Below are 24,523 nucleotides of genomic sequence, written 5' to 3'. Positions count from 1 at the left end.
GTCGTGAGTTCCGGTTCGGAACTCGTTGCAGCAATGCATCCTGCCATGAAGCCGGATGCGTCAACCTATTGTTGCCAGGCACCGGCGAGTAGTCCCCTGGTCTCCCGCAGCAATTGCGGCATCACCTTGACCCCACCGAGCACGGTGATGAAGTTGGCGTCGCCGCCCCAACGTGGCACTACGTGTTGGTGAAGGTGCTCAGACAGCGAACCGCCCGCAGCGGCACCGAGATTCAGGCCGACGTTGAATCCGTGAGGATTCGACACGCTCTTGATCACCCGCAACGCCTGCTGGGTGAACGCCATCAACTCGGCGCTCTCCTCCGGCGTCAGGTCTTCGAGTGCCGCGACCTTGCGGTACGGAACCACCATCAGGTGCCCCGGGTTGTACGGATACAGGTTCAGAACCGCATAGACATGCTCACCGCGGGCAACGATCAGTCCTTCTTCGTCCGACATCTTCGGAATGTCGATGAACGGTTCACCCGTCGTGCCCGGCGTGTTGGGCGCCTCGGTGATGTACGACATCCGATGCGGCGACCAAATGCGCTGCAAATGGTCAGGGTCACCGACGCCGTGGTCGATCAGCGAACCCGGACCGTCGTCACCGGGGGCGCTCACTGCGCCACGCTTGGCTGCACCAGTTCGGCTGTCGGCGAGGCGTTCTCGCGGCGGCCGATCCACTCGGTGATGATCCGGACGGCGTCGTCGACGGGAATGCCGTTGATCTGCGTGCCGTCACGGAAACGGAAGCTGACCGCGCCGGCCTCCACGTCACGCTCGCCCGCGAGGAGCATGAACGGGACCTTCTGCGTGGTGTGGTTACGGATCTTCTTCTGCATACGGTCGTCACTGAAGTCGACCTCGGCGCGCACACCGGCAGCCTTGAGCTTCTTCGTGACGTCGAACAGGTGATCGGCGAACGCCTCGGCCACCGGGATTCCGACAACCTGCACCGGTGCCAGCCACGCTGGGAAAGCGCCGGCGTAGTGCTCGGTCAGCACACCGAAGAACCGTTCGATCGAGCCGAACAGCGCGCGATGGATCATGACCGGACGAGTCTTGACGCCGTCGTTGCCGGTGTATTCGAGCTCGAACCGCTCGGGCAGGTTGAAGTCGAGCTGGATGGTCGACATCTGCCAGGTGCGGCCGAGGGCGTCCTTGACCTGAACGGAAATCTTGGGACCGTAGAAGGCGGCTCCGCCCGGATCCGGCACCAGCGTCAGGCCGGAAGCTTCGCCGACCTCGGCGAGCGTTGCGGTCGCCTCTTCCCAGACGTCGTCGCTACCGACGAACTTGTCCGGGTTTTTGGTGGACAGTTCGAGGTAGAAGTCGTCGAGGCCGTAGTCCTTGAGCAGGTTCAGAACGAACTGCAGGGTGGTGGTCAGCTCGTCGCGCATCTGCTCACGGGTGCAGTAGATGTGAGCGTCGTCCTGGGTCATGCCGCGCACGCGGGTCAGGCCGTGGATGACGCCGGACTTCTCGTAGCGGTAGACCGAGCCGAATTCGAAGAGCCGCAACGGCAATTCACGGTACGAGCGTCCGCGAGCACGGAAGATCAGGTTGTGCATCGGGCAGTTCATCGGCTTGAGGTAGTAGTCCTGGCCCGGCTTGCGCACGGTGCCGTCCTCGTTCAGTTCCTCGTCGACGTGCATCGCCGGGAACATGCCGTCGCGGTACCAGTCGAGGTGACCGGAAACCTCGTACAGATGCCCCTTGGTGATGTGCGGAGTGTTGACGAACTCGTAGCCCGCCTCGATGTGACGGCTGCGCGAGTAGTTCTCCATCTCGGTGCGGATGATGCCGCCCTTGGGATGAAACACCGGCAGACCCGAACCGAGCTCGTCGGGGAAGCTGAAGAGGTCCAGTTCGGTACCGAGCTTGCGGTGATCACGACGCTCGGCCTCGGCGAGCAGTTCGAGGTATTCGTCCTGAGCCTCGGTGGACTCCCACGCGGTGCCGTAGACACGCTGAAGATCGGCGTTGTCCTGGTTGCCACGCCAGTAGGCGGCGGAGCTTCGGGTCAACTTGAAGGCCGGGATGTGCTTGGTGGTCGGAATGTGCGGGCCGCGGCACAGATCGGACCAGATCTTGTCGCCGGTACGAGGATCGAGATTGTCGTAGATGGTCAGCTCGTTGCCGCCCACCTCCATGATCTCGGGATCGTCGATACCGGACTTGTCGTCGATCAATTCGAGCTTGAAGGGCTCGTCGGCCAACTCGACCCGAGCGTCCTCGATCGAATCGACCACTCGACGCGAAAAGCGCTGTGATCCCTTGATGATCTGCTTCATACGCTTTTCGAGCTTGGCCAGATCTTCCGGAGTGAACGGGCGGTCCACCGCGAAGTCGTAGTAGAAGCCGTCCTTGATCGGCGGACCGATGCCGAGCTTCGCGTCGGGGAATTCTTTCTGAACCGCCTGCGCGAGGACGTGGGCCGCGGAGTGCCGGATGACGCTGCGGCCGTCCTCGGTGGATGCTGCCACCGGCTCGACGTCGACATCGACCTCAGGTGTCCACGACAGATCCTTGAGCGTTCCCTCGCCATCGCGGACAACGACGATCACGTCGGGCCCCTTCGTGGGGTATCCGGCTTCGCGCACTGCAGTCCCGGCGGTCGTCCCCGCGGGCACCCGAAGTGGGGCGGCTGAGTGCTCTGGCGCGGGACTGGTCACGGCGATGTGCTCCTAAAGGTATTGCGACAAGTTAGACAGGCGTCGTACCCACTGCGAGCACGCGCACGATCATGTTATCGGCCCTACCGACATGGTGAGACAACCGAGTGAAGGAAACCGGGCCGCGTTCAACTCACAGCGGCGACTCGAGCCACGAGTAGTCCAGGCCCACCCATGTCCCGATCAGGCCGAAAGTGCCGAGCACCCACAAAGTCGCCAAGACGATCACTGTGGTGAACAGAACGCCCAACCCTTTGACGAACAGCGACTGCTTGCCGAACCATTCCATGAACCGGTCGTATCGAGCCTTCGCGAAATGAAGGAGTCGATGTGCCCACGCGAACTCCGACGCCAGGATGCCGAGGCCGGCGAAAACGATGAGCCAACCGGGCCCGGGGTACGGAATAGCCACGATGCCGGCGGCGAACACGATCGTGCCCACGACTCCGACGCCGATGCGGTACGCAAGATTGAGGGTGGGCCGCGCGGCGATTCCCGCGCGCCACCGCTCCCAGCGGGACTCTGCGTCCTGGAAGACGGACAGGTCTGAATCGTCGACGGAAGAATCGACCTTTTCGGTACTCAAAGCAGTCACCTTTTCGGTCGCGAAATGTCTCTTCGACCAGGCTACCGAAATCGTCGCCCGGCGACCTGCGACGACGGTCTGCATCCCGAAATAACCGTGCCCTCGAACAGCTGTGCTCTCGAACGACTGAAGGCGTCCCCGATGATCGGGAACGCCTTCAGTGTTTTTCTGTGGTCCCGGCTGGGATCGAACCAGCGACCTTCCGCGTGTGAAGCGGACGCTCTCCCACTGAGCCACGGGACCGTAAGTCATACGAACGCATGCGCTCGAACGAGTTGGAACATTAACACGGCTGCGCGATGAATACGAATCACCAGGTTGGCATTCGTTTTGCATCCAGGCCGCTCCGAAATCTACGAATTCGAACTGATTTCAGACCGTATTCATCGCCAAGACGGACAGTTGCAACGCGCGCGACGGGCCGATTCGACTCCGAACACGCCACTGAGCTGGGGATTTGTGTGTATCCGACACGGTCGGCTAATGTTTCCAACGCACCGAGGAGAGCGAGCAGCTCCCCAAGCAACACGGTGCGATGCGGACGTGGCGCAGCTGGTAGCGCACAACCTTGCCAAGGTTGGGGTCGCGGGTTCGAATCCCGTCGTCCGCTCGAGAGGTGTGACTCAACCTTTTACGGTGGAGTGGCCGAGTGGTGAGGCAACGGCCTGCAAAGCCGTGCACACGGGTTCGATTCCCGTCTCCACCTCGCGCGATTAGCTCAGCGGGAGAGCGCTTCCCTGACACGGAAGAGGTCACTGGTTCAATCCCAGTATCGCGCACCACGTCAGGCCCTAGGGCCTGATGGTCAAGACCTGCTTGCAGGTCTGATAAGTTAGAAAAGTACTGAGTTCCGGTAACGGAGTTCATTGCTCATGCGGACGTGGCGCAGCTGGTAGCGCACAACCTTGCCAAGGTTGGGGTCGCGGGTTCGAATCCCGTTGTCCGCTCCATTTTTCTCCAGAACCCGCGCGATTAGCTCAGCGGGAGAGCGCTTCCCTGACACGGAAGAGGTCACTGGTTCAATCCCAGTATCGCGCACCATTTGAGAATGCAAGAAGCCGGAACCTCAGGGTTCCGGCTTTTTGCGTTCGAGCGCCGAACACACGGGCCGCAGTACTGACGCAAGCCCCTCGGGAATCCACGTCAGTACTGCGGTTGATGTAGCTGATCAGATTGTTGTAACTGCTCAGTGAGAGAAGCGGTTCGCTGCCGAAGTCATCGCGCGCAGCGAGGACTCCGTCGACGACTCCGCAATACCCATCGCCCAGCTCCGACGGCCGTCGCACTCGGTGAAGATGAACGTCGCAGTGCGGTGGCCGATCTGGTGCTGATGGAAAGACAGGATCTCGAGCGAGATTCCCGCGTCGTGCAGCATCGACGTCATGGCCGAGATCGCGCCGGTCGAGGTGGCGGACGCTTTCTGGATACGCTCCCCCAGACCGAGAGTCGCTTCGAAGGTCCAACGACCCGGCGCAATCTTCTCGGAGGACCACGCACCCAGACGGATCGGGCCGCTCATGGCCGCATACGTGGACTCGAACTCGGTCCACGACATCGCTGAGCATTCGGCACGCAAGCCGGCGGGCAGAGATTTGCCGTGACGCGCCGCGAAGGGATCAGCAGCAGAAGAAGAATCAGAAGCGAAAGCGAAGTTGTAAGTCATGATCGTGGTCTTCCTGGAATGAAGTGGAGGACCAACTGGTAGCAAGACGACCCGCAGCGAGGGGTCGGTCCGATTCAGACCCCGCTACGGCGGCTTACTACGAGAATTCGCTTCATGAGAGACGAGGCTAGGCGGCCCGGTTCGAGAATGCAACCCAGACCGCCTCCGCACAGGTCAGACCTGAGCCGCTTTGTGCTCGGCGATGAGGGCGCGATACCACTCGAACGAGGTCTTCGGAGTGCGCTTCTGGGTGTCGAAATCGACGTGCACCAGGCCGAATCGCTCTTTGTATCCCGCAGCCCATTCGAAGTTGTCGAGAAGTGACCACACAAAATAACCGCGGACGTCGACACCGTCGTCCATTGCCGATCGGAGGGCGCGAAGGTGCGCATCGTGGTAGTCGATTTGTGCTTCGTCGTCGACGACGCCTGCGGCATCCGGGGCGTCGTGGAATGAACATCCGCTTTCGGTGATGTAGATCGGCGGCAGTGCGTCACCGAAGCGGGCGTGGAACGTCCGCAAGATCTCGCCCAGCCCCTCGGGAACGATCGGCCAACCGAAATCGGTTGTGGGATAACCGGTAATCGCGACAGGGGCAAAGGGCAGGCCCGGGGGCAGGTCGACTTCGAGCACACCTTCGGTCCCCTGGCCTTCCACCGGAGCAGCAATCATCGTCGGCTCGTAGTAGTTGATCCCGTACCAGTCGAGCGGCGCCCCGATGATTTTCAAGTCCTCGTCGACAGGACCGCTGAGCAGCTGAGCGAATTCGTCGGCCGGGTACTTCCCGACCAGAACCGGGTCGGCGAACATCCAATTGACGACGTGGTCGTAGATGTCGGCAGCCATCACGTCTTCCGGCGAATCCGAAGCGGCACGCACCGGAGCATGGTTCGAGGCGATTCCGATGTTCGTGCATCCGGTTGCCCGAAGCGCTTCGACAGCGAGGCCATGCCCGAGCAGCTGGTGATGTGCGGCTTGGAAAGCCTCGAACCCCAAGGCCAGTCCGGGGGCGTGAACTCCGAGGGCATGCCCGTAAAGCGTGTGCACAACTGGTTCGTTGAGCGGCATCCACATTCCGACCCGATCCGACAGCCGCTCGCCGACGACCTGCGCATACTCCCCCAGCCGATACGAGGTGTCGCGGTTCATCCAGCCGCCCTGCTCCTGCAAGGCAAGGGGCAGATCCCAGTGAAAGAGCGTGACAGCGGCAGTAATTCCCGCCGAACACAGTCGGTCGATCAGGCGGTCGTAGAAGTCGAGCCCCTTCGCATTCACTGCCCCCGTTCCGGTGGGCAGAATGCGCGACCACGACAGAGACAGCCGATAAGCGTCGAGCCCGAGCTGATTCATCAGCTCGATGTCCGACTCCCAGCGGTGATAATGATCGGCAGCGACCGTCCCGGTGTCGCCCCCGACGACAACACCGGGACGGTCACAGAACTCGTCCCAGATCGACGGTCCGCGACCGTCTTCGGCCACAGCTCCTTCGATTTGATAGGCCGCAGTGGCGGTTCCCCAGACGAAGGAAGTCGGAAATTCTGGTGTCGGCTGCCGAGTCATGTCGGTCAGTTAATCAAAGAACCGTGCAAAACACGCAGCTTTGTTGGACACTCGACCAGTATCAAGATCCAGTACCGTTCGGCCTAACCGAACGAACGAGACAAAGGCCCTGCTTGATGACGGATAACACCCGCACCCTGACGAGGGCTCGGATCGCCACTTCGGTGGCCTTCGGACTTCAAGGATTTCTGCTCGCCGCCATTCTGACGCAGCTGCCGCAGTACAAGGACTTGTTCGAGCTGAGCGAGACACTGGTTGTGGTTGCGGTTGTCACCGTGTCCGTCATCGCCGGGCTCGGCAGCGTGCTCGCCGAGATGCTGGCCGTGAGAACGTCGAGCAAGATGACCCTGCGAACTGGGCTCGCCGTCATCGCAGTCTTCGGCGGGGCAACCGGAATTGCGCCCAACGCAGCGATGTTCTTCGCCTTCCTGGCGATCTACGGCATCGGACTCGGCATGGTCGACGCGGCCGCCAACATGCAGGCAGTCTCGATCCAACACGCCAAGGGCCGCTTCATCCTCTCCTCGTTCCATGCTTCCTGGAGCGTCGGAGCGATTGTCGGCGCCCTGTTCATCTCTGCTACCGCAGGCCTCGACATTTCGATCCGCGTCACGCAGGTGATCGCGGGAGTTGTTGTCGGACTGATGCTTCTGGCCTTCGGCCCGCAACTGCTCGATCGGTCCGAGTCTCCGGTTGCCGAGGCAAACATCACGAGCACCGCGAAATTCGCGGTACCCACCCGCGCCTTCGTCCTCCTCGGCGTCGCGATGGCATTGTTCTACGCGGTCGACTTCAGCGTCGGAAACTGGTCGACTCTGTACGTCAAGGACGAACTGCTCGCCGACGCCGGGACCGCTGCCCTTTCCGTGGCGGCGTATCAGATCGCGGCACTTGTCGCACGACTGACCGGGGACTACTGGGTCGGGAAATTCGGTGAGACCACCGTCGTGCGGATCGGCTCTCTCATCGGCGTAGTCGGTATGACAGTTGTCGTCCTCGCGCAATCTCCCGCCGTTGCCATCGCCGGGTTCCTCATCGTCGGGCTCGGGGTACCGGTGATCGCTCCGATCTGCTTCAGCGCTGCCGGCAGGATGGCTCCCCCGGATCAGGTCGATGCGGTGATCGCACGCATCAACCTCTTCAACTACGTCGGCACAGTCGTCGGCGGCGGCATCGTCGGCGCGGTCGCTGCCTTCAGTGACCTTCGAATCGGGTTCCTGATTCCGCTGGCGTTCTGCGCGATCTTGATAGCTCTTGCTCCCGCGTTCGCACCGAAACGAGCCACAACTCCGGTCGCCGAGAACGCCGCTTGAGCATTGCGCCCGAGGAAAGTGGTGTACTTGATCGACCGAATTGTGTGCGCGAGAGGCAGAAACTGACGTGACGATCACCGTTGACCGGGCCGGGATCTGGGATTCCGAAGCAATCGCCGACGTGGCAGCGGTGACATTTCCACTGGCGTGTCCGCCGGACGCATCCGACGACGACATCAGTGCCTTCATCGACAACGTTCTCTCCGTCGACAAGTTCTCCGAGTACCTGACCGATCCGACGCGAACCGTTCTCAAGGTCATTCGCGACGGTTCGATCGTCGGCTACGCGATGCTTGTCGACGACGAGCCCGCCGACCCGGACGTCAAAGCTGCTGTGACACTTCGCCCGACAACAGAACTCAGCAAGTTGTACGTGCTTCCGGGTAACCACGGAACCGGCGCGGCAGCATCCTTGATGGACGCGGTTGTCGACCACGCACGACGCAGCGGAAGTGCCGGGATCTGGCTGGGCGTCAATCAGGAGAACCTGCGCGCCCAGAAGTTCTACGCAAAGCACGGTTTCACACAGGTCGGCACGAAGACTTTCCTCGTGGGCGCACAACTCCACCACGATTTCGTGATGGAGCGCCCCGTCAGCTGACAGGCGTGCAGACTAGCCGGCCGCGACCTCGAAACGAGAAAGTGCGAGCAGGCGCGAGGTCGCGCGCAAGTACTTCTTCTTGTACCCACCGGCGAGCATCTCGGGGGTGAAGATCTCGTCGAGGCGTGCGCCGGAAACGGTGACCGGGATGCTCGCGTCGTACAGGCGGTCGGCGAGAACCACGATGCGCAGTGCAACGGACTGATCCGTTGCCGGGTGGACACCGTCGATGAACACGGCCTTCACACCCTCGACCAGCTTGTTGTACCGCGACGGGTGCAGGGTGCTGAGGTGCTTGCACAGCTCGTCGAAGTTGTCGAGCGTGGCGCCGTCGATGGCGTCGGCCCGAGAGACCAACTCCTCCGAGGAGATGGGCTCGGGTGCGGGCGGGAGATCGCGGTGACGGTAGTCGGGGCCGTCGACGCGAATCGTCTCGAAGATCGAGCCGAGCTTCTTGATCTCGCGCAGGAAGTCCTGGGCGGCGAAGCGACCCTCCCCGAGCTGGCCGGGAAGCGTGTTCGACGTCGCGACGATGGACACGCCGCGCGCGGAAAGCTCCGAAAGGAGGCGGGATACGAGCATGGTGTCGCCCGGATCGTCGAGCTCGAACTCGTCGATGCAGAGAACGCTGTGGTCGGCGAGCGCTTCGACCGCCTTGTTGAAGCCGAGAGCGCCGACGACGTGCGTCAGCTCGACGAAGGTTCCGAAAGCCTTCGGCGACGGAACGCTGTGGAAGATCGACGCCAGCAAGTGAGTCTTACCGACACCGAACCCGCCGTCGAGGTACAGGCCGGCGCCGGTCGCCTGGGTCTTCTTGCCGAACAGTCCGCGGCGTCCACCACTACGGATCTTGGTGACGCGCTTGGAGAATTCCTCGGCCTTGGCGACAGCAGCTGCCTGGCTCGGTTCCTTCGGATCAGGAATGTAGGACGCAAAACTCACCTCGTCGAACATTGCGGGAGGCACCATTTGAGCTACCAGTTGATCGGCGGGTACCACCGGGCTGCGATCGACAAGACGTTCATGCATCCGTCAAGGGTATCTACGTGATGTGATCTCTCATGTGCACCGTATGGATATTGCGACCTACTTCACACCAGGCCACGACGACGAACTCCGCGGCTTGTACGCCTATCCGGAGAACCTCTCGCAACCCTGGATGCGCGTGAACTTCGTTTCCAGCATCGACGGGTGCGTCGCCGTCGACGGAGTGAGCGGTGGACTGGGCACACCGGCAGACAAGTCGGTATTCGGGATCTTGCGCGAACTTTGTGACGTCGTCGTGGTCGGCGCAGGCACAGCGCGAGCCGAGAACTACGGGGGTGTGCAGGTCTCGGACGAAGCCCGGGCGCGTCGCACTGCCGACGGTCTCGCTCCGGTCCCACCGATCCTCGTCGTCTCGGCGCACGCGTCGATCGACCCCGAAAGCCGACTCCTTCGCGATACCGAAGTTCCACCGATCCTTGTTGTCGGTCGCGACGCGGACTCCGCGGCAATTTCGGCGCTGAGATCTGCCGGAGCGCAGGTGGAGGTGACGGACTCACCGAACGTCACCAGCGGCGACATCGACAGGGCCTTGTCGGCTCGCAAGCTCCGTCGCGTGCTGTGCGAGGGCGGACCGTCACTTTTCGGGCAGTTGATCGAGGACAATGCCGTCGACGAACTCTGCATCACCACGTCACCTCAACTGGTGGGGAGCAAAGTCGGCCGAATCTCACTCTCCCCCAACGCAATGCCCACAGCCATGCGTCCCGCGCACATTCTCGGTGATACGGACGGCACGATCCTCACTCGATGGGTTCGTCAGCAGCCACGTCGGTGAACCTGGCACTCTGGTCGGCATGCGCAGAGTTGCTTTGATGGCCGTCGTCCTCGCGACGTGTTGTGCGTGCGGCGCCGGTCCGTCGCTTCGGCCCGCCGTCGCGGTCGAAGGCCGCACCGACGGCAGCCCTGCCCAGAGCGAGGGACCGTCGCCCGATGCGCCGCCGGTTGACCCTGGCGTCCCGACCGATGACATACCGTGGCGAGACTGCACCGGCACGTCACTCGCCGACCAGGCTCTCGCGGCGTCGAGCGCCGGCGTCATTCTCGAATGCGCGGAATTCAATGCCCCCATCGACGTGACCGGCGCCATCGACGGCAACTTCACTGCCGGCTTGACCCGCGCTCGGACCTCGTCGACGCCTGCCGACGCGTATCCGATCGTGTTCACATCGGGCACCGATCGTTCGTCGGGAAACTCTCTGGCCATGCTCGCCGCATCCGGCTTGAACACGGTTCTCGCCGAACATCCCGTGGTTGCCCTCGATCGACGCGGAATCGACAGGTCCACCGCAATCGACTGCATGACGCCGGAAATTCGGCGCGGCCTTCACGATCTGGGCCAGTTCGACGCGGATTCCACCGGTGACGCCGCCGATGCGGTCGCGGCCCTCGGTCACGACGCCACCATTGCATGCACCGACTACCTCGACCCTCAAGAACTGAAGTTCGGCGCCGACTCCGCAGCCGAGGACATCGACGCTCTACGTACTCGGTGGGGCGTCGAGACCATCGCTCTGTGGTCGGCAGGGTCCGGCTCGGACATCGCGCTGAGCTATGCGGCGGCCCACCCGAACAACCTCGCGAGGTTGATCCTCGATTCTCCCGCTCCGGTGGCCACCGACGCCGCCACCGAGGCAGAGAGTCGCGTGCAGGGCGAGGAAGCCGCGTTGACCGCGTTCGCTCAGCGATGTGTGGCGCTGGGGTGCTCGCTCGGACCTGATCCGAAGAAATCGGTCACGGACTTGATGGAGCGCGCTCGAGCCGATGAATTCCAGCCGCTGTCCGCCGCTGCGGTGTCGAACGCGATTTCGGCCAGCCTGTGGACTGCCGGAACCAACCGTGAGCAGGAGACCCGCTCACTGTCCGACGCTCTGTCCGCGCTCGGTACCGGCAACGCTTCGCCGATTCGAGAGCGCGCCGCCCGGGCGGAGAACGAGGTGGACGGCGACGGCCAGTTCATCGGACGGTGCACCGACGGCATGCAATGGCCGGGCATCGGGCGTGCGCGCGAGCTTGCGGACACCTGGGGCACCAACTATCCGGTGTTCGGGCGAGAAGCCGCGCTCGGGTTGCTGGCGTGCGCCAGCTGGCCGTCGACCGCCAACTCCCCCCTGCCGAATCAGTTGAAGCCCCCAGTCCTCGTGCTGAGCGGTCAGGGTGACCCGGCCGTCGGGAACTCCGGACTCTCGACCGTCACCGGCGTCGTGACCAATGCAGGATCGCGCTTCGCAACTCTGGACTGGCAAGGTGCGGGTCACCCCGCGGCACAATCCACCTGCGCTCAACAGGCGATGCGCCTCTACCTCAGCGACGCCTCCCTGCCCAGTAACGGAAGCGTGTGCCCAGCCTGACTCGGGCGCTCGTCCACCACGACCGAAAAGGGGTGCATCCCCCGATCACACCCTGCTCCGGTGTACCGTGCCGAAGTGTTCCTTCGACAGCTCGAGCCGCGTACCGGGCGGACAACCCAACAAGTCGTCAACTTCGTTTTGTGGCCGATCGCCGTGATGACAGTGCTCAATCGTGTCATCGTCACAGCAGTCAACGGCGCCATCACCGATGACTTCCGACCGGTCTACAACGCCGCGCTGGCGTTCTGGAACGGGCGCGACGTCTACACCGCAGATTTCAACTCCGTAGACCCCCATTACCTGTACCCACCATCGGGTTCCTTGTTGATGGCCCCCCTGGCGATCCTCGATCCCGAGCGCTCACGGTGGCTGTTCATCGGTGTCAATGCCGTCGCCATTCTCGTGGCTCTCTACCTGCTGTTGCGCTTGTTCGACCTGACGATCAGTTCCATCGCGGCGCCGATTCTGGTGCTCGGCGCGTTCATGTCGGAGACGGTCACCAACACGTTGGTGTTCACCAACATCAACGGCCTCGTCCTGCTCGGCGAAGTTGCCTTCCTTCTGTTGCTGATGCGCAAGAAGGATCTGTGGGCCGGCGCCGCGATCGGTCTCACCATCGCAGTGAAACCCACTCTCGCGCCGCTGCTCCTGCTGCCACTCGTTCGCGGTCAGTGGAAGGTGTTCGTCACCGCCCTGGGCATCCCGTTCATTCTCACGGTCGTGGCATGGCCGCTGGCGTCGGATCCGATGGACTTCGTCCGCCGCACCGTGCCGTACCTGCTCGAATCTCGTGACTACTTCAACAGTTCGATTGTCGGAAACGGCGCTTACTTCGGTCTGCCCGAATGGTTGATCCTGCTCTTGCGCGTCGTGTTAGCCGCCATGGTCGTCGTCTCTCTGTGGCTTCTGTACCGCTACTACCGCAACGACGAACTCTTCTTCCTCACCACCGCGACCGGTGTGATCATGACCGCGTCGTTCCTGCTGCCCTCGCTCGGCCAGATGTACTACTCGATGATGCTGCTCCCGCTCCTGATGTCCGTGGTACTCAAGAACTCGGTCATGCGGAACTGGCCGGCGTGGCTCGCCGTCTACGGCTTCATGACGTTCGACAGCTGGTGGTCGAACCGCTGGCCGACCTTCGGCCGGGCGGCCGAATACACCAAGAGCACCCTCGGCTGGAGCCTTCTGCTGATCGTGATCTTCTGTGTCCTCGGATACCGGTATCTGGTCGCGCGTCGAGAGGGCCGTTTGGATCGGGGAATCGATCCCGCGTACCTCCTCGATCCCCCACTCGATGCCGTCTCACCTGCCCACGAAGCCGAAACGGCGACAAAGCATTAGCGTGGAGGCATGAGTTCTTCACACGATGGCATCGACAGCACACCTGAGGTCACGTACACCGAGAGCGAGTGGCGCGAAAAACTGACGCCGGAGGAGTTCGCCGTCCTGCGCCAAGCCGGCACCGAACGCCCCTTCGTCGGCGAGTACACCGACACCACCACGGAAGGTGTCTACTCCTGCCGGGCCTGCGGAGCCGAACTGTTCCGCAGCACCGAGAAGTTCGAATCGCACTGCGGGTGGCCGTCCTTCTTCGATCCGGCGGATTCGGATGCCGTGATCCTGAAGGAAGACAGCTCACTCGGGATGCGCCGCGTCGAGGTCATCTGCAAGAAGTGCCACAGCCACCTCGGTCACGTCTTCGAGGGTGAGGGGTACCCGACGCCGACCGATCAGCGGTACTGCATCAACTCGATCTCGCTGGTTCTCAAGCCCGCTCAGTAGCCAGGTCGTGGGCTACCCCGTGTCACTGGTAGCCCACGATTCGAGACTTTCCACTCAGAAGTCCCAGTTCAGCGCAGTCGGGCTCAGACCAGCCGCATTCAGGTCCTCGTTTCGAGCGACAAGTCCGTCTTTGACGGAACCGATCCCGCCACCGATCGCGCCGGAAGTGATGTCCGTCAACGCGGCGTCGCCGCCCGTGACCTCCTTCGTCACGATCGCAGCGGACGCTCCCGAGACCGCGTCGTCGAAGGCACCTCGCGCGATCTCCTGCAACCTCGAACCGGTCGGAAGCGGGTTCGGGTCAGGGCCGACACGATCCGGCGTCGTCTTCAACCCTCCGTTCGCAAGTCCCTTGATGAAACCGTCGCGCCCCTCGGTCACGACCTTGCCACCGTCGATCGACTGGCGATGATCCATCGTCATCTGCCCGAGTTGAATGGCGAGGCCGGAGAAGACGGCAGCGGCAGCTTCCACTGCCGCAGCCTCGATCACTCGTATCAACAATTGCTGCAACAACATTCGGACCGTGAGTGTTGTTGCGACCTCAGCCGCCACGACCCCGGCGGTACTGACACCCAGTGTCGGGACAGCAGCCGCCACCATGGCGGCAATCTCGAGCGCCAGTGCGCCCAGCGCCGCGAGGATCGACAGTTTGGTGTACTCGATGTCCGTGCCGGTATCGGTGCATGACTGACCCAGTTCGGCCGCGGCAGAGGACAACCGCTCGAAGACCTCCGCAACTCCCCCGGCCTCGGACCAATACCGAGACAACGAGTCGCCGGCTCGACCGTCGATCGATGCCAGTACTGCCTGCAATCCGTAACCACCGGCAGCGGCCGAAGCCTCGATCCGATCAGCCGCGCCTGACCAGGCATCACCCAACCTCCACAGTGCCGTTTCGTCTCCTTGCGGCCAGTCACTGCCCACCGCGACCGACGCAACCGCCTGTAACCAGCCGGGAATCTCGAGTCCCATCAGAGCCCACCCGCCATGTCGTCGGCAAGCGAGGTGTCGATCGATTCGAAACGATCGGTGATCTCGATCAGCGTGGCGGTCAATTCGCGCAGCGCGCCCGCGACCAGCGTCATCCCACCGACTGCTGACTCAGCACCGGGAACATATGCGCCTGAGAATGCGGATCCGAACTGGTCAGTGCCCCAGCAACCCTCTTCGGCGGCGACCACTGCGTCGAGAGCGCTCCGCGCCTCGTCGAGATCGGCAGCGACCACCGCGAAGGCTGGTGCAGCACTTTTCATCGCGGCCACATTCACGCCCAGTTCAGACATTGCCGGAGCTCCTCAGAACGGTGCGGTCCCAGTTCTCGTCGCAGGAAGCCGGTGTGGAGCTCGGACGAGGTTCGAGAATCTCGCGCAATCCGAGCACGCCCGGAACCAGGTCCGGCAAGTCGATTCCGGCCGCCTCCGTGAGCGGCTTCGTCATCTCGGCAACCTGTCGGCGTATGTCTTCTGCCGCAGACGCGGCCGTAGCCAGGATCAGATTCCCCAACGCTGCCGGCGAATGCTTGGCGTAAGAACTCCCCGAGAGATCGACTCCCACCACCGCCCCCGAGGCGTCGACGACGATTTCCACGCTGCCGTCACTCGAACGCGCGCTCGCCGTCGCTCGAGCGATCCTCTCCTGCAAGTCCACCAGCGATCGAGTCCGCTCCAACAGAACGTGCTGCATCGAATCGATCTGGGCCCGAAGTACTTCGACTTGCCCCCGCATCGAACCAACATCCGCTGCACTCACGATGGCCCCCACCTTCGATAGATCGTGACACCTGATTCAGGCGCTCACGAGGTTCGACGCGAGAGGTGGCCGATCGGTTCCGTCAGCGTGAACGAAGCACGGGCGGATCGAACGCCTTGACCGGCGGCAGGGCCCCGTCGAATTTCTCGATCTGCACCAGAACGTGCTGGCCGGTGCACCCGTGCGAGAGTGACGACGTACCGATGTCCGGTGTCAGAACGTTGGGATTGCCGTGCACGCACAGAGAGTCGGGATCGGCAGGATCGAGCGGGTCGTACCAGGCACCGGTGGAAAGTTGGACGACGTCGCTCCGCAAGTCCGAGTCGACGATCACACCAGCAAGGCACGCTCCGCGATCGTTGAACACCCGCACCACGTCTCCTGCCGAGACGCCGCGCGCGGCCGCTGCATCGGGGTGCATACGAATCGGCTCGCGTCCCTGAATCTTCGACGCCTGGCTCGCAGCGCCGTGATCGAGTTGGCTGTGCAGACGCGTCTTGGGCTGATTGGCGATCAAGTGAAGCGGGAATTGCGAGGCTCGCGGTCCACCCAGCCACTCGTCGGGCTCGTACCAGCGCGGATGGCCGGCGCAGTCGTCGTAGCCGAAGGACTCGATGGTCTCGGAGAAGATCTCGATCTTCCCACTCGGAGTCGAGAGCGGATATTTCTCGGGATTCTCACGGAAGTCACCGAAGAGCACGAGGTTGTCTTCGGTTCGCATCCGGTAGTGCCCTTCTGCCCAGAAGTCCTCGAACGTCGGTGTGTTGCCGCCGTCTGCATCGACGAACGGCCGCCATTGACCGTAGAGATGCTCGATCCACTCCTGTGAGGATCGCCCCTCGGTGAACTGTTCCCCGAATCCGAGCGCAGAAGCGAGAGCGGCAAACGTGTCGTAGTCGTCACGCGAGTTCTCGAAAGGTGGAACGACCTGCTGCATCGCGACCAGAAGCGGGTCGTTTCGAGTGCAGCTCAGGTCATTTCGTTCGAGCGAGGTGGTCGACGGGACAACGATGTCGGCGTTGCGGGCCATCGGCGTCCAGTACGGATCGTGAACGACGATCGTGTCCGGACGCGCAAATGCCCGTCGCAGCCTCGGGAGATCCTGATGGTGGTGAAACGGATTGCCACCGGCCCAATAGACCAACCGGATGTCGGGATAGGTCAAGCGCCGGCCGTCGTAATCGAACTCCTCCCCGGGCGAAAGCAGCAGGTCGGAAATCGCGGCTACCGGAATGAAATCCGACACCGGATTCACACCTTGCGAGAAGGTCGGCAAGGGATACGGCACCGGAGCCAGACCCGGCTCGTTCATCGAACCGTAGCCGTGCCCGAAACCTCCACCCGGAAGCCCGAATTGGCCGAGCATCGCTGCGAGTGTCACGCCCATCCACGGTGCCTGTTCACCGTGTTTGATGCGTTGCAACGACCACGTGACGGTCACCAGCGTCCGGCCAGACGCCATTCTCCGAGCCAGGTCGGTGATGAACTCCGCCGACACACCGGAGATCTTCTGCGCCCACCGCGGATCCTTCGGTACACCGTCGGAACGTCCGAGCAGGTAGTCCTCGAAGCGTTCGTAACCGACGCAGAAACGGCCCAGGAAATCGCGATCGTGCAGGTCCTCCGACGCCAGGACAAACGCCAGGGCAAGCATGATTGCAACGTCGGTTCCCGGAACGGGTGCGATCCACTCGCAGTCACCCTCGACGTCGTCACGCAACGGACTGAAGGAGACGATCTTTCCGCCGCGGGCACGAAACGCGTCGAGCGCCCCGCGCGTCGGATGATCGCTCGTACCACCGGCATTGACTCCGGTGTTCTTGATCGGCACTCCTCCGAACGAGACGAGGAGATCGGAGTGCTTCGCGATGACGTCCCACGACGTGGAGCGCGCGAACAACTTCCAGTGCGTTCCGACCACACGCGGCATGATGACGCCGGTGGCACCGAGCGAGTAGCTGTGAACTGACTTGGTGTATCCACCCAGCTGATTCAGAAATCGGTGAACTTGGCTCTGCGCGTGATGGAATCGGCCGGCGCTGGCCCAGCCGTACGAGCCGCCGAAGATCGCGTTGTTTCCGTGCGCGTCGACCACGCGACGCAGTTCACGCGAGAGGAGTTCGGTCAGTTCGTCCCAGGAGACCGAGACGAATTCGTCGGCTCCACGTCGGTCGCTGGGACCCGGCCCGTTCTCGAGCCAACCCCGACGCACCGCCGGGCCCGAAACACGAGCCCGACTGCGCACCGAACCGGCGAGGTTCCCGAGCATCGGCGAAGGATTCGCATCACCCTCGTACGGATGCACGGCGGTCACCTCGCCGGCGACCGATTCGGCGGTGAACATTCCCCAATGGGACATGTGTTGACGACGCCGGTTCGGTGCAGTTGTCACAGAAACTACTTTCGAAGCAGATCAGGGAAGGGAAAGGACCAGCTTCTCGATGTCCACGCGCGGGCCGGTGAAGAACGGCACCTCTTCGCGAACGTGCAAGCGAGCTTCGGTGGCACGTAGATCGCGCATCAGATCGACGATACGAATGAGCTCGGGTGCTTCGAACGCGAGAATCCACTCGTAGTCCCCCAGGGCGAAGGCCGGGACCGTGTTGGCGCGAACGTCCTTGTACGAACGAGCAGCCATACCGTGATCGGCGAGCATCTTGCGACGCTCCTCGTCGGGGAGCAGGTACCACTCGTACGAGCGGACGAACGGGTAGACGCAGATGTAGTCGCCCGGATCCTCACCCGCGATGAACGAGGGCACGTGGCTCTTGTTGAACTCCGCGGGGCGGTGCACCGCCGAGTTGCTCCAGATGGGAGCACTGGCCTGTCCGAGGACGGTGGTGCGACGGAAATCCGCGTACGCGGCCTGCAGTTCCTCGATGGTGGCCGCGTGGGTCCAGATCATGAAGTCCGCGTCGGCGCGCAGGCCGGCGACGTCGTAGATCCCGCGAACCACGACGCCCTTGTCTTCGAGACCCTCGAAGAACAAGCGGGCGTCCTTGACCGCAGCTTCCCGATCATCGCCCAGCACACCGGGTTCCACCTGGAACACGGAGAACATGAGGTAACGGATTTCAGAGTTCAGTTTGTCGAAATCAAGGCGTGCCATGGGTCTATCGTGCCACTCGCTCGAATATCCGTGTAGCCGCCGTCGTGCCGACTGCGACACACGCCGGAACCCCGACGCCGTGCAGCCACGACCCGGCCAGGGCGAGGCCGTCGAACTGCGTCATCCCGGACTCGATTTCAGCCACGATTTCCGTGTGACCTGGGGCGTATTGGGGAAGACCTCCGTGCCACCGCTGTACGAAGGTCGCGCCTGGCTCCTCGGTGATTCCGGTCACGGTCTCGAGATCGGCGCGCGCGAAGTCGATCAACTCACCATCCGGCCGGTCGACGATCTCCGATGCACCGAATCGACCGAACGACACCCGAACGAGGTGCTCACCGCGATCAGCGAGGTGTGTCCACTTTCGGCTCGACAGCGTGAACGCCTTGGCGGTCAGGTCGGCGTCGGTGGCTACCAGGATCCCTGAATTCTGCGGAAGTTCGACCTGCCCGGACAACCGGAGCGCCACCACCGCGGACGACGCCAGTTCGATCCGAGCGACGGTACTCGCAACATCCGCATCGACTCCGGCCAACAGCGCCGCCGCGCGCGGCGCCGGGACGGCCAGAATCACCGCGTCGACGCTTCCGAGCGGATCGACGTTCCAACCAGCCCCGTCGCTGCGCAACCCAGAAGCCTCGCCACGGACGAAGGTCGCGTCGGCGGCCTGCTGCAGCGCATCGAGCAGGATGCCGTACCCGTCTCTGAGCGCTCCGAACACCGGCCCCGGTGCAGGCGTCGGCAATGCGGCTGCGACTGCATCCGTGAGGCTCCGAGAGCCCGCATCGAGGGCCGCAGCGAGTGTCGGCAAAGCTGCACGCACGCCGATGGTCTCCGCCAGCCCCGAGTACACCCCACCGAGAAGCGGATCCACCGATCGGCTGACCACCTGATCACCGAATCGCTGCGAAACCAGTTCGGCAACACTGCAATCGGAACCGCGGGTCCACTCCAGCGGGACGCCGGCCTCGGCCGCTATGCGCGCCAGGGTCTGCTCGTCGACAAGATCTCGAACCGACTCCGCCGAAGCCGGGATTCCCATCAGGGTTCCGGTCGGCAACCGATTCAGTGAGCCCTGAGACCAGATCAACGGACTCAGGCCCGCGGGGTAGACGATCTGATCGGTCAGTCCCAGCTCGGCGAGAAGCGCAGGAACTTCCGGCCGACGGGCGATGAAAGCCTCGGCACCGATGTCGATCGGGCCACCGCCCAGATCAATCGTTCGCAGCTTCCCGCCCAGCCGCGGTGAGTCGTCGACGATCGTGATGTCCGCTTCGGAGCCCAGACTGCGCCGAAGCCGGTACGCGGCAACCAGACCGGAGATTCCGCCTCCGATCACCGCGACCGACGGCCGAGTCGTTGTCACAGCGAGTGCACCAGCTCCACCGCCGAGGTGATCGCCGTGGGATCGGTGTCGGGAAGAACTCCGTGGCCGAGGTTGAAGATGTGGCCGATGGCACCGGCCTCGATCGCGCGGTCCCCTTCGGCGGCGATCCGGCGCACCTCACGATCGATCACCTCGGGGCCCGCGAACAGTACGGCGGGATCGAGATTGCCCTGCAGCGCCTTACCCGGACCGACACGACCAGCCGCGACGTCGAGCGGAATCCGCCAGTCGACACCCACGACGTCGGCGCCTGCCTCCCCCATCGCGCCGAGAAGTTCACCGGTGCCGACACCGAAGTGGATACGCGGGACGCCGGCAGCGGCAACCTCGGCGAACACTCGCTCGGAATGCGGGAGAACAAATTCCCGGTAATCGGCCAGCGAGAGCGCGCCGGCCCACGAGTCGAACAGCTGGACCGCGTCGACGCCCGCCTTGAGCTGCGCCTGCAGGAAGCAGATCGTGGTGTCGGCCAAACTTCCGAGCAACGCGTGCCAGGTCTTCGGATCGGAGTGCATGAGCGCTTTGGTCTTCTCGTGGTTCCGGCTCGGACCACCCTCGACCAGATACGACGCCAGAGTGAACGGCGCTCCGGCAAAGCCGATCAGCGGCGTGGAGCCCAACTCGGTAGTGAGAAGCCGAACGGCCTGCGCGATTGCGCCTACCTCTTCGGGGACCAGTCGCGGAAGTGCTGCAACGTCGGCGATGGAGCGAATCGGATTGGCGACCACCGGTCCGACGCCGGCAACGATGTCGAGATCGATTCCCGCGGCTTTGAGTGGAACGACGATGTCCGAGAACAGGATTGCCGCGTCCACGTCGTGACGGCGCACCGGCTGCATCGTGATCTCACAGACCAGCGCCGGATCGAAACAAGATTCCAACATGCCGATCCCGGCGCGGATCTCGCGGTACTCCGGCAACGAACGCCCGGCCTGACGCATGAACCACACCGGCCGTCGACTCGGAGTGCGTCCGGTCGCCGCGGCAAGCAACGGTGCGTCGGGCAAGACTCGCCGAGCGCTGTATTCCGCCGACCCGGTAATGCCTGAATTCATGTTGTCCAACCCGCTCATCAGTCCTCGCGCTCTCCGCCAACGTGTGTCTTCGATCGACTCAATGCTGCCACGTCCCACACTCGGGATCGGACACCCGAGCGGTTCGTGAGCGGCCACACACCCGAGCCACACTCGGTCGGCGCGCCTCCACCTCCCCGCCCGCATCCCCGACTAACGTCCTGACCTGTGACGACATCCGGATCGACAGCCGACCCGGCCGAGTTCCGTGCCGCCGTGGAGGCGATGACCGCTGCGCGGGTTCGGCCCGAGATAGAGGTCGGTCCCATCCGCCCGCCGCAGCGCCTCGCTCCGTACAGCCACGCGGTGGGGGCCGAGGTTCTCCACCCGGACTCCGACGTCGTGGCCGAGCAGTCCGAAGGTGACGCTTTCGGCCGCCTGATCCTGTTGTTCGATCCGGACGGCGACGAGGCGTGGAACGGCACCATGCGGTTGGTGGCGTACATCCAGGCCGATCTCGACGAAGCCGTCGCCGCGGATCCACTACTTCCCGAAGTAGCCTGGAGTTGGCTGGTGGACGCTTTGGAGGCCGGACCGGAACCTTTTGTGGCCCTGGGCGGTACGGTCACAGCTACAACTTCCGTGCGGTACGGCGACATCGCCGGGCCTCCGCGAGCCCATCAACTGGAGTTGCGAGCGTCCTGGACTGCAACTTCGTCCGAATTGGCTCACCACGTCGAGGCTTTCTGCGAGGTTCTCGCGTACGCGGCGGGGCTTCCGCCTGCCGGGATAACCACGCTGTCGCGGCAGAACGACTGACTCTGTCACTCGTTTGAGCATTCCCCCGGAAAAATACTAGAACCTGTTCTAGAATGAGTCATGCAACGTCTCAGCGGACTCGACGCGACCTTCCTCTACTTGGAAACACCGACCCAGCTATTGCACGTTTGTGGACTTGTCCTGCTCGACCCCACGACCATCCCGGGCGGCTACGACTACCGGAAGCTGCTTCGCGAGTTGGACTCGCGAATGGCCACCATGCCGACCTTCCGGCGCAAACTCAAAGATTCCCGTCTCAATCTCGACTACCCCGTGTGGGTCGACGATCACGATTTCGACATCGAGCGGCACTGCCATCGGACCGCGGTACCTGCTCCCGGCACACACGCGGAACTGGCAGAGCTCGCCGGACACATCGCGAGCCAACCGCTGGATCGTTCCCGACCGCTGTGGGAGATGTGGGTCATCGAGGGACTTGCCGACGGACAGATCGCCGTCATGTCGAAGATCCATCACAGCGCTGCCGACGGTGTCACCGGCGCGAACATCCTGGCTCAGCTGTGCAGTCTCGAACCGGATTCACCGGCGCTCGTGGATCCCACAGCACAGGGTGCGGGCGACGCGGGAACGCTGGACATCGCGATCGGCGGACTCATGGCCGTCATCGCCCGGCCCGCAAGAATTGCCCGTCTGGTCCCGGGCGGAATCGCCATGCTCCCGAAGTGGGTGACGCGTGCGCGAAAGGGTGAAGCGATGCCTGCTCCGTTCACCGCGCCGCGGACCTCGTTCAACGGCGCGATCACCGGTCACCGCAACGTCGCGTTCAGCCAACTCGATCTCGCGAAGGTCAAAGCCGTCAAGGACCGTCACGGCGTCAAGGTCAACGACGTGGTTCTCGCGCTCTGCGCCGGGGCACTGCGTAAGTACCTGGAGGACCGGGACGAACTGCCGGAGGACTCCCTCGTCGCCATGGTGCCGGTGTCGGTCCACGGCAAATCCGATCGTCCGGGCACGAACCAGATCTCGGGCATGTTCACGCAACTCGGCACCCAGATCGCCGATCCGGTCGAACGCCTGCACGCAATCAGCGATTACAACGCCACCTCGAAGAACCACAACGAGGCTCTGGGCGCGAACATGCTCCAGGACTGGTCGCAGTTCGCTTCGCCGGCGGTGTTCGGCGCCGCCATGCGCGTGTACTCGTCGCTCAAACTCGCCGAGCGTCACCCCGTCGTGTCCAACCTGGTCGTGTCGAATGTGCCTGGACCGCCGGTGCCGCTCTACTTCCTCGGTGCCCAGATCAAGGGAATGTTCCCGCTCGGCCCGATCTTTCACGGAGCAGGTCTCAACGTGACGGTGATGTCTCTCGACGGAAAACTCGACGTCGGCATCGTCAGTTGCTCCGATCTGGCCCCCGAATTGGACCAGCTCGCGCAAGGTTTCGGAGCCGCACTCGACGAACTGTTCGACGCTGAGGTGACAACCCCGGCCCCGACTGCGACGTAGAGTCAGTGACCATGTCCGAAGTCACCGATGATGCAACCGAGCCCACCTCCGACGTAGTTCCGCTGCTCGTTCCGCGTGACGGAGTTCCGGACGTCATCACCACTGCCGCCGGTGTCGCCGACGCCGCGGCCGCGCTGGCCTCCGGCCACGGCCCGCTCGCCGTGGACGCCGAGCGCGCATCCGGATTCCGCTATTCGGCACGGGCGTACCTGATCCAGCTTCGACGCGAAGGAGCAGGATCGTTCCTGCTCGACCCGATTCCGACAGCGCAAGACCTGCAGCCGTTGGCCGAGGTGATCAACCCGTTGCAATGGGTGCTGCACTCTGCCGATCAGGATCTCCCCGGCCTCGCCGAACTGGGCCTGACGCCGGCCGAGCTGTTCGACACCGAACTGGCCGGACGACTGGCCGGGTTCGAGCGAGTCGGACTCGCCGCGATCGTGGAACGAACCCTGCGAGTGGAACTTCGCAAGGGTCACGGGGCTGCGGACTGGTCGACACGTCCGCTGCCGGACGCCTGGTTGAACTACGCCGCCCTCGACGTCGAAGTGCTTCTCGAACTGCGCGACGCAATGGAAGCCGAACTCGAATCCCAAGGCAAGCTCGAGTGGGCGAAGGAAGAGTTCGAGTACATCCGTCTGGCCGGCCCGCCCAAGCCCAAACCGGACCGCTGGCGTCGTACGTCGCACATCACCTCACTCAAGACCACCCGTCAGTTGGCGGCAGTACGGGCGCTGTGGCAGGCGCGCGAGGATCTCGCACGCAAGCGCGACGTGTCCCCGAGTCGGGTTCTTCCTGACTCCGCGATCATCGATGCCGCTCTCAAAGATCCTCGGTCGTTGGACGCGCTCCGCTCGCTTCCCGTCTTCGGCGGACCACGTCAACGCCGTTATTCGCGTATCTGGATGGATGCACTGGAAGCCGCGCGCAAGCTCCCCGACAGCGAGCTTCCGCCGAAAACCCCGCCCATCGTCGGGCCGCCCGCTGCCGGTCGCTGGGCCCGCCAGGATCCAGCGGCGGCTGATCGGTTGACCGCGGCGCGCGCAGCACTGTCGGACCTGAGCAAAGAGGTTTCGGTGCCCGTGGAGAATCTGCTCCAACCCGACCTGGTCAGGCGCCTGTGCTGGGACTGGAAACTGGAACCCGACTCGGACATCGCCGAAGTCGAGACTGCGATCGAGACCAAGCTCACTTCCGGTGGCGCACGTGGCTGGCAACGCACTTTGACCGTTCCCGTCCTCGCCGAGGCACTGAACTCCGTGGTCCCGGCCGAGCCCGAAGTGGAAGAGCCGGAATCCTGACCTGACCCCGGTGTGAGGTTGGAGCAATTCGGCACGTTAAGTTACCGGTCAGTAATGGGCAGTAGTACGCTCGATACGAGGCCGGACGCCTGGCCGTG

General features: G+C 63.4%; 22 protein-coding genes and 6 tRNA genes. 14 read left to right on the top strand and 14 right to left on the bottom strand.

The annotated features are described in order from the left end of the window. Positions 1-65: 65 nt before the first annotated feature. The 4 genes from YH3_RS28855 to YH3_RS28840 form a co-directional block, all read right to left on the bottom strand. On the bottom strand, positions 66-620 hold the full coding sequence (locus YH3_RS28855) for an HIT domain-containing protein (protein ID WP_003943307.1): 555 nt from the start codon (positions 618-620) through the stop codon (positions 66-68). After that, positions 617-2,674 carry a threonine--tRNA ligase gene (gene thrS, locus YH3_RS28850; protein WP_007732914.1) on the bottom strand — a complete coding sequence of 686 codons (2,058 nt, stop codon included), beginning with the start codon at positions 2,672-2,674 and terminating at the stop codon, positions 617-619. The genes YH3_RS28855 and thrS overlap by 4 nt, the downstream gene beginning before the upstream one ends. A gap of 133 nt (positions 2,675-2,807) precedes the next feature. Continuing rightward, positions 2,808-3,218 (bottom strand): TIGR02611 family protein, encoded by a 411-nt coding sequence (locus tag YH3_RS28845; RefSeq protein ID WP_085989954.1) that lies wholly within the window; start codon positions 3,216-3,218, stop codon positions 2,808-2,810. 213 nt (positions 3,219-3,431) lie between these two features. After that, positions 3,432-3,503: transfer RNA gene (locus YH3_RS28840), tRNA-Val, on the bottom strand. Positions 3,504-3,797: 294 nt separating this feature from the next. Between YH3_RS28840 and YH3_RS28835 the strand changes: the two genes are divergently transcribed. The 5 genes from YH3_RS28835 (at position 3,798) to YH3_RS28815 (ending at position 4,301) form a co-directional block, all read left to right on the top strand. Further along, a tRNA-Gly gene (locus YH3_RS28835) sits at positions 3,798-3,870 on the top strand. 25 nt (positions 3,871-3,895) lie between these two features. Then, positions 3,896-3,966 (top strand) — tRNA-Cys (locus YH3_RS28830). 1 nt (position 3,967) lies between these two features. Next, positions 3,968-4,042 (top strand) — tRNA-Val (locus YH3_RS28825). A 92-nt stretch (positions 4,043-4,134) separates the two neighbouring features. Next, positions 4,135-4,210, top strand: a tRNA-Gly gene (locus YH3_RS28820). Positions 4,211-4,226: 16 nt separating this feature from the next. After that, positions 4,227-4,301, top strand: a tRNA-Val gene (locus YH3_RS28815). A 145-nt stretch (positions 4,302-4,446) separates the two neighbouring features. Here YH3_RS28815 and YH3_RS28810 read toward each other — a convergent pair. Together YH3_RS28810 and YH3_RS28805 are read right to left on the bottom strand one after the other, a co-directional pair. Further along, positions 4,447-4,923, bottom strand: coding sequence for an alpha-isopropylmalate synthase regulatory domain-containing protein (locus YH3_RS28810; protein WP_003942597.1), 477 nt, complete (start codon positions 4,921-4,923; stop codon positions 4,447-4,449). Positions 4,924-5,097: 174 nt separating this feature from the next. After that, positions 5,098-6,483: a GH1 family beta-glucosidase gene (locus tag YH3_RS28805; RefSeq protein ID WP_064444549.1), complete on the bottom strand. Its 1,386-nt coding sequence runs from the start codon at positions 6,481-6,483 to the stop codon at positions 5,098-5,100. Between the two features lie 116 nt (positions 6,484-6,599). Between YH3_RS28805 and YH3_RS28800 the strand changes: the two genes are divergently transcribed. Next, on the top strand, positions 6,600-7,796 hold the full coding sequence (locus tag YH3_RS28800; RefSeq protein ID WP_064444548.1) for an MFS transporter: 1,197 nt from the start codon (positions 6,600-6,602) through the stop codon (positions 7,794-7,796). 67 nt (positions 7,797-7,863) lie between these two features. Beyond that, the gene (locus YH3_RS28795) at positions 7,864-8,397 is read left to right on the top strand and encodes an N-acetyltransferase (protein ID WP_003942603.1); all 534 of its coding nucleotides are present in this window, start codon (positions 7,864-7,866) and stop codon (positions 8,395-8,397) included. Between the two features lie 12 nt (positions 8,398-8,409). Here the strand turns inward: YH3_RS28795 and zapE are convergent, their stop codons facing one another. Continuing rightward, complete coding sequence (gene zapE, locus YH3_RS28790; protein ID WP_003942629.1) at positions 8,410-9,426, bottom strand: cell division protein ZapE; 1,017 nt, start codon at positions 9,424-9,426, stop codon at positions 8,410-8,412. A 43-nt stretch (positions 9,427-9,469) separates the two neighbouring features. Here zapE and YH3_RS28785 point away from each other — a divergent pair, with 43 nt between their 5' ends. From YH3_RS28785 to msrB, 4 genes are read left to right on the top strand one after another with little or no spacing between them, the layout of a single operon-like run. Continuing rightward, the gene (locus YH3_RS28785; protein WP_042919913.1) at positions 9,470-10,219 is read left to right on the top strand and encodes a pyrimidine reductase family protein; all 750 of its coding nucleotides are present in this window, start codon (positions 9,470-9,472) and stop codon (positions 10,217-10,219) included. A gap of 19 nt (positions 10,220-10,238) precedes the next feature. Beyond that, a complete protein-coding gene (locus tag YH3_RS28780) occupies positions 10,239-11,792 on the top strand; it encodes an alpha/beta hydrolase (protein WP_064444547.1) in 1,554 nt (517 codons plus the stop codon). Between the two features lie 60 nt (positions 11,793-11,852). Then, positions 11,853-13,136 carry a glycosyltransferase family 87 protein gene (locus YH3_RS28775; RefSeq protein WP_054828358.1) on the top strand — a complete coding sequence of 428 codons (1,284 nt, stop codon included), beginning with the start codon at positions 11,853-11,855 and terminating at the stop codon, positions 13,134-13,136. 9 nt (positions 13,137-13,145) lie between these two features. Next, entirely contained in the window at positions 13,146-13,577 is a 432-nt protein-coding gene (gene msrB / locus YH3_RS28770; protein ID WP_003942631.1) for a peptide-methionine (R)-S-oxide reductase MsrB, read from the top strand. Positions 13,578-13,631: 54 nt separating this feature from the next. Here the strand turns inward: msrB and YH3_RS28765 are convergent, their stop codons facing one another. The 7 genes from YH3_RS28765 to hemE all read right to left on the bottom strand — a co-directional run bounded on the left by YH3_RS28765 (position 13,632) and on the right by hemE (position 20,898). After that, the gene (locus tag YH3_RS28765) at positions 13,632-14,552 is read right to left on the bottom strand and encodes a hypothetical protein (protein ID WP_007732900.1); all 921 of its coding nucleotides are present in this window, start codon (positions 14,550-14,552) and stop codon (positions 13,632-13,634) included. After that, positions 14,552-14,863, bottom strand: coding sequence for a hypothetical protein (locus tag YH3_RS28760; protein WP_003942588.1), 312 nt, complete (start codon positions 14,861-14,863; stop codon positions 14,552-14,554). Before YH3_RS28760 ends, YH3_RS28765 begins: the two co-directional genes overlap by 1 nt. Then, positions 14,856-15,329 (bottom strand): YbaB/EbfC family nucleoid-associated protein, encoded by a 474-nt coding sequence (locus YH3_RS28755; RefSeq protein WP_233405688.1) that lies wholly within the window; start codon positions 15,327-15,329, stop codon positions 14,856-14,858. Before YH3_RS28755 ends, YH3_RS28760 begins: the two co-directional genes overlap by 8 nt. Positions 15,330-15,411: 82 nt before the next feature. Next, the gene (locus tag YH3_RS28750) at positions 15,412-17,688 is read right to left on the bottom strand and encodes a molybdopterin guanine dinucleotide-containing S/N-oxide reductase (protein WP_064444546.1); all 2,277 of its coding nucleotides are present in this window, start codon (positions 17,686-17,688) and stop codon (positions 15,412-15,414) included. A gap of 54 nt (positions 17,689-17,742) precedes the next feature. Next, positions 17,743-18,438, bottom strand: a complete 696-nt coding sequence (gene hemQ / locus YH3_RS28745) for a hydrogen peroxide-dependent heme synthase (protein WP_003942644.1) — start codon at positions 18,436-18,438, stop codon at positions 17,743-17,745. Between the two features lie 4 nt (positions 18,439-18,442). Continuing rightward, entirely contained in the window at positions 18,443-19,804 is a 1,362-nt protein-coding gene (locus YH3_RS28740) for a protoporphyrinogen oxidase (protein WP_007732889.1), read from the bottom strand. Then, positions 19,801-20,898: a uroporphyrinogen decarboxylase gene (gene hemE / locus YH3_RS28735; RefSeq protein ID WP_030536874.1), complete on the bottom strand. Its 1,098-nt coding sequence runs from the start codon at positions 20,896-20,898 to the stop codon at positions 19,801-19,803. The genes YH3_RS28740 and hemE overlap by 4 nt, the downstream gene beginning before the upstream one ends. A gap of 168 nt (positions 20,899-21,066) precedes the next feature. Here hemE and YH3_RS28730 point away from each other — a divergent pair, with 168 nt between their 5' ends. Genes YH3_RS28730 through YH3_RS28720 form a run of 3 tightly spaced genes read left to right on the top strand, consistent with a single transcriptional unit; the run spans position 21,067 to position 24,425 of the window. Then, positions 21,067-21,657, top strand: coding sequence for a DUF3000 domain-containing protein (locus YH3_RS28730; protein WP_003942604.1), 591 nt, complete (start codon positions 21,067-21,069; stop codon positions 21,655-21,657). Between the two features lie 60 nt (positions 21,658-21,717). After that, positions 21,718-23,124 carry a wax ester/triacylglycerol synthase family O-acyltransferase gene (locus YH3_RS28725; protein ID WP_003942594.1) on the top strand — a complete coding sequence of 469 codons (1,407 nt, stop codon included), beginning with the start codon at positions 21,718-21,720 and terminating at the stop codon, positions 23,122-23,124. A gap of 11 nt (positions 23,125-23,135) precedes the next feature. Further along, positions 23,136-24,425 carry a ribonuclease D gene (locus YH3_RS28720; RefSeq protein WP_042449928.1) on the top strand — a complete coding sequence of 430 codons (1,290 nt, stop codon included), beginning with the start codon at positions 23,136-23,138 and terminating at the stop codon, positions 24,423-24,425. Positions 24,426-24,523 lie beyond the last annotated feature (98 nt).

The organism is Rhodococcus sp. YH3-3 (assembly GCF_001653035.1).
GTDB classification, from domain to species: domain Bacteria; phylum Actinomycetota; class Actinomycetes; order Mycobacteriales; family Mycobacteriaceae; genus Rhodococcus_F; species Rhodococcus_F qingshengii.
The sequence above is the reverse complement of the archived record's forward strand: the minus strand, read 5'-3'. Positions and strand labels throughout refer to the sequence as shown.